At 66.2% G+C, this 5,098-nt stretch carries 5 protein-coding genes; 2 read left to right on the top strand and 3 right to left on the bottom strand.

All coding sequences use genetic code 11. The annotated features are described in order from the left end of the window. The 3 genes from VF662_RS07740 to dusB form a co-directional block, all read right to left on the bottom strand. Positions 1-218: response regulator (locus tag VF662_RS07740; RefSeq protein WP_464139565.1), on the bottom strand; the 218-nt coding region annotated here is incomplete at its 3' end. A 4-nt stretch (positions 219-222) separates the two neighbouring features. Beyond that, positions 223-2,484: a sensor histidine kinase gene (locus VF662_RS07735; RefSeq protein WP_464139563.1), complete on the bottom strand. Its 2,262-nt coding sequence runs from the start codon at positions 2,482-2,484 to the stop codon at positions 223-225. 103 nt (positions 2,485-2,587) lie between these two features. Beyond that, positions 2,588-3,586 (bottom strand): tRNA dihydrouridine synthase DusB, encoded by a 999-nt coding sequence (gene dusB, locus VF662_RS07730; protein WP_464139561.1) that lies wholly within the window; start codon positions 3,584-3,586, stop codon positions 2,588-2,590. A gap of 65 nt (positions 3,587-3,651) precedes the next feature. On the opposite strand from dusB, the gene VF662_RS07725 reads away from it, so the two are divergent. Next, positions 3,652-4,818 (top strand): bifunctional 2-C-methyl-D-erythritol 4-phosphate cytidylyltransferase/2-C-methyl-D-erythritol 2,4-cyclodiphosphate synthase, encoded by a 1,167-nt coding sequence (locus VF662_RS07725; RefSeq protein WP_464139559.1) that lies wholly within the window; start codon positions 3,652-3,654, stop codon positions 4,816-4,818. Next, positions 4,815-5,098 (top strand): CinA family protein (locus VF662_RS07720; protein ID WP_464139556.1); only part of this gene is annotated, 284 nt, incomplete at its 3' end. The genes VF662_RS07725 and VF662_RS07720, both read left to right, overlap by 4 nt.

Genomic DNA, 5,098 nt, shown 5'->3' with positions numbered 1-5,098 from the left:
CGCCGCTTGATCTCTTCCAGCACCTGGAGGCCGTCGAGCTTCGAGCCCTGCAGCCACACGTCGAGAAGCACCAGCGACGGCCGCCGCTCGCCCAGCGCAGCAAGCGCCTCGCTGCTGTTGGCCGCCATTCGGGTGGCATAGCCCTCATCCTCGAGAACGCCCGAGACGAGCTCCCGAATGTCCTGTTCGTCGTCCACTACCAGAATATCGAGCGCCATCTTCTCAACCGTTTACAATGTTGTTTTCAGAAACGTTCACATCGCCGCCGCTTGCCCCGAACCGCGCAAGCGTCTCGGCATCGAAGGCAAGCCGAACCATCGTTCCGCCGCCGGGTGCATCGTCGAAATCGATGCTCCCGCAATGCTCCTCGACGATCTTCTTGACGATCGCCAGCCCGAGTCCTGTGCCCTTGGCCCGCGTCGTCATATAGGGCTCGGTGAGCCGCCCCCGGTCCTTGGGGAGCCCGATCCCGCTATCGGCGATATCTATGCAGATATGCGTGCTCGAGGCCCGGACGGTCATTGCGACCTCGTCCTCGCTGCCCCCTCCCCGCTCCTCGCGCTTCTGCTGGATCGCTTCGACCGCGTTCTTGACGATGTTGGTGAGCGCCTGGCCGAGCTGGCGGCGGTCGCAGACCAGCGTCGGCGACGGCTCGGGGGCTTCGAGCGTGAAGCGGATGTCGGGGTGCGCGACCTCGTGCAGGAACAGCGCCTGCCGCGCGACCTCGTTGATCGCCTCGGCACGGAAGACCGGCTTCGGCATCCGCGCGAAGGACGAGAATTCATCGACCATCCGCCGGAGGTCGCCGACCTGACGGACGATCGTGCCGGTCAGCCGCTCGAACGTCGCCGGATCCGAACTGACCTCGCTCCCGTACCGGCGCTGGAGACGCTCGGCTGCCAACTGGATCGGAGTCAGCGGGTTCTTGATCTCGTGCGCGATCCGCCGCGCAACGTCAGACCAAGCCGCGCGACGCTGGTCGAGCAGCTGGTCGGTAATATCGTCGAAGGTGAGCACGTGCCCCGCCTCCACGCGCACCCGCTTCACTGCCAGCGTACGCGGTTCCCCCGCGGAAGCCACCTGGACGATATCCTCCCGCTCCTCCGCGTCGAGCTGCCTGTCGAGCTCAGGCGCCAGCTCCGAAAGCCTCCGGCCCACCGCGTCCCGCTGGCTTGTCTTCAGAAGCCCTTCGGCTGAGCTGTTGATGAGGCGGACCCGGCGCTCTCGGTCGACCGAGATTACTCCCGCGGTCACCCCGGAAAGCACCGCCTCGATGAAGGCGCGCCGGCTGTCGAGTTGGTCATTGGCAGTGAGGAGGGCCCCGGTCTGCTCCTCAAGGCGCCGAGTCATCCGGTTGAAGGCGTTGCCGAGCGTCCCGACCTCGTCATGCACCCGCGAGCCCGGAACCCGCGCGGAAAGATCGCCGGCGGTGACCCGCCGCGCCGCATCGACCAGCTGCCCTACGGGCCGCACGAGCCGATCGGCGAGCGTCAGCGCGATCCAGATGGCGATGGCGACGATCAGCAGCGAGACGACCAGCAGTGCCGCGTTGAACCTGAGTTGCAGAACCCGCGACCTCGCCTGGAGGGCTTCATAGTCGCTTAGTACGGCTTGAGCCCGTTGCACCTGCTGCATCATCTGAGGCTCATGCAGCCGGGCGACGTATAAGAACATGTTGGGGCCAAGCTTCGCGCTGGTGACTGCGGCGATCCGATCCCGCAGTGGAACGACGATGCTTTCCTCGCCTCGCTGGAGACGCTCTATGAGCTGCGGCGTCACCACCTCCCTCAGGGGAGGGTCATACGGATTGGCTAGCGCCTGGGTCTGGATGCCTCGATCGGGCGTGACGGTGAGAAGCACCGCCTCCGAGAGGTTCCTTACGTAGACCTGGTATGCGAGGCCCTCTCTGAACTGCAGGCTGTCGATCGGAACGCCCTCAAAATATTTGGGGAAGTCGGCGCTCATCGTCCGCGCCTCTCCATCTACCCGTGCCAGTTCCTGGTTGTAGGCGGATCGGGCGATCAGCGCCGCATTCTCCAGCATTCCCCGCGGCTTCTCGGAAAACCAGAAGTTGTTGCCGCTCTGGAACAGCAGAGACGCGAAGATGACGACGATCAGCGTCGGAATGCTCGCAATGGCTGAAAAGAGCGCCACCAGGCGAACGTGGAGACGACCTCGGCCTCCAATAGGCGAGCGCGCCGCCCGCCGCATCGCAACGCGCCGTGCGATCAGGACCATCAGCGCCATCGCCGGCACCAGATTGGCGACCATGAGCGCCGCTACCACCGGTGGGGTGAGCAACGTCTGCGGCCCCTGCCGGGCAATCACGAGGTAGCTCACCGTCGCCATCACGATCAGCACCGCGACGGTCACGACCTCCAGAAGCGAGATGATCCGGCTCCGCCGGAAGGCGACCCATAGTCTCCGTTGCAGCCGGGAGCGGCGCTCCTTCGGGTCGATCCTAATCGGCGCTTCAGCGTTCACGTGCTGCGCCTACCACAAGCTTGTGGCATAAAGAACACAGTTTTGTGTGCTCCTGCCATCAATCCGGCGCGCGCTGAGCGGCGTTGGACGCTTGGAAGCTGTCTCAGGCGGCCGCCCTGCTCAGCCAGGGCGAGTAGAAGTCGTAGAGCATCGCCTTTGCCCGCTTCGGATCCGCTTCCTTGTTGAAGGCATTGCGGAATTCCGCCGAGCCATGGAGGCCGCGCGTGTACCAGCCGATATGCTTGCGCGCGCAATTGGCGCCGATCACTGGACCGTAATGCTCCAGCATCTCGTCATATTGCCGGATGATCACGTGGAACTGCTCGTCGAGGCTCGGGTCGGGAAGCCGCTCGCCAGTTTCGAGCCAGTGCATCACCTGGCCGAGCAGCCACGGCTTCCCATAGGCGCCGCGGCCGATCATCAGCCCGTCGGCACCGGATTGTTCGAGCGCCGTCTCGGCATCGTCGATCGAGTTGATGTCGCCGTTGACGATCACCGGAAGCTTCACCGCTTCCTTGACCTTCGCGACGAACCGCCAGTCGGCCTCGCCCTTGTAGAGCTGGCAACGGGTTCGGCCGTGGACGGTGATCATCCGGACACCCAGATCCTCGGCGATGCGGGCAAGCTCCGGGGCGTTGAGGCTGGAATGGTCCCAGCCCATCCGCATCTTGAGCGTCACCGGCACCTTCACCGCCTTCACAGTGGCATCGATGATGGAAGAGGCGAGCGGGATCTGCCGCATCAGGGCTGAGCCGGCATCGCCGTTCACCACCTTCTTCACCGGGCAGCCCATGTTGATGTCGATGATCGCCGCTCCGCGATCCTCGTTGAGCTTGGCGGCTTCTGCCATCTCGACAGGAGCGCAGCCGGCGAGCTGCATCGAGACCGGGTCCTCGACCGGATCCCAGGCCGCCTTCTGGAGCGACTGCCGCGTCTCGCGGATCATCGCCTGGCTTGCGATCATCTCGGTAACGGTGAGGCCGGCGCCGTAGCGCTTCACGATCTTCCGGAACGGCCGGTCGGTGACGCCCGTCATCGGCGCCAGGATCACAGGCGCGTCGATCCGAACAGGACCGATCGAGATGGGCTTCAGCTTCGGCATAGGTCGCGGGCAGATAAGGGCAAAGGCGCTGGCGGGCAAGGTTCGGCTCGGCTAGGGGCGCGGCGATGCAGGAGCGGGGCAGGATCGTGGCGCTGGTCGTGGCGGCTGGAGGCGGCAGCCGGGCCGGCGACGCGCTCCCGAAGCAATATCGCGCGCTGGCAGGCAAGCCGCTGCTTGCGCATGCGCTGGAGCGCCTGCGGCACCCGCTGATCGATGAGGTGCGCGTGGTGATCGGCGCAGGGCAGGACGATCTCTTCCGGCAGGCGCTGGGCGGCGGCGCCCTCCCCTCCACCGTCTTCGGCGGGATGACAAGGCAGCAGTCGGTGCGGAACGGGCTCGAAGCGATCGCGGCCGAGGGCGGCGCGGACCTCGTGCTGATCCACGACGCCGCTCGCCCCTTCCTTCCCGGGAGCGTGATCGAACGCCTCGTCGCGGCGCTGGAGGAGCATGAGGCCGCGGTGCCGGTGCTTCCGGTGGTCGACACTCTGGCTCGCGGCGGCGACGGCCTGGGCGAGCCGGTCGATCGCTCCGGCCTCGTGCGGGTGCAGACCCCGCAGGCGTTTCGCTTCGAGGCCATCCTGGAGGCGCATCGCGCATATAGCGGAGCGACCGATGCGACCGACGACGCGCAAGTGGCACGAGCCTCCGGCCTCCGAATAGCCACGGTCGCGGGAGACCCGATGCTGGAGAAGCTCACTTATCCCGAGGATTTCGAGCGGGCGGAGCAAAGGCTGCGCTCATCGATGGTGACCTGCACCGGCCTCGGCTTCGATGTCCACGCGCTCGCGGCGGGCGAGGAGCTATGGCTCGGCGGATTGCACATCCCGCACGACCGCGGCCTCAAGGGCCACAGCGATGCCGACGTCGCCCTCCACGCGCTCACCGACGCCTTGCTGGGGGCCGCCGGTGAGGGCGATATCGGGGAGCATTTCCCGCCGAGCGACCCGCAGTGGCGCGGCGCGCCCTCCTCTCGCTTCCTCGAACATGCGCGGGAGCTCATCCAGGCACGCGGCGGGCGAATTGATCATGTCGATCTCACGATCATCTGCGAGGCGCCGAGGATCGGCCCGCACAAGCAGGCGATGCGGCAGCGGATCGCCGATCTGCTGCGCCTCCCGCTGGAGCGGGTCAGCCTCAAGGCAACAACTACCGAGCGGCTGGGTTTTACCGGCAGAGGCGAAGGGATCGCGGCTCAGGCCGTCGCGACCATCCGCCTCCCGGAGCAGCTATGAGCGACACCCGCGACTACATCCTCCCCGACGAATTGGTCGACGCGGCCCGAAAGGTGATCGAGGCGAACCGCGCCCGCGGCAAGCAAATCGCGGTCGCGGAAAGCTGCACCGGTGGGCTCATCTCGGCGGCTCTGACCGAGATCCCCGGCTCATCGGACGTGTTCCAGGCAGGCTATGTCACCTATTCGAACGAGGCCAAGATCGCGATGGTGGGGGTGAGCCAGGACGTGCTGGACACGTTCGGAGCGGTCTCGGTCGCGACTGCGTGGAGCATGGCGCA

Origin of the sequence: Allosphingosinicella sp., from assembly GCF_036387215.1 — a bacterium.
GTDB lineage: Bacteria > Pseudomonadota > Alphaproteobacteria > Sphingomonadales > Sphingomonadaceae > Allosphingosinicella.
This window is presented reverse-complemented; position numbering and strand designations above follow the sequence as displayed.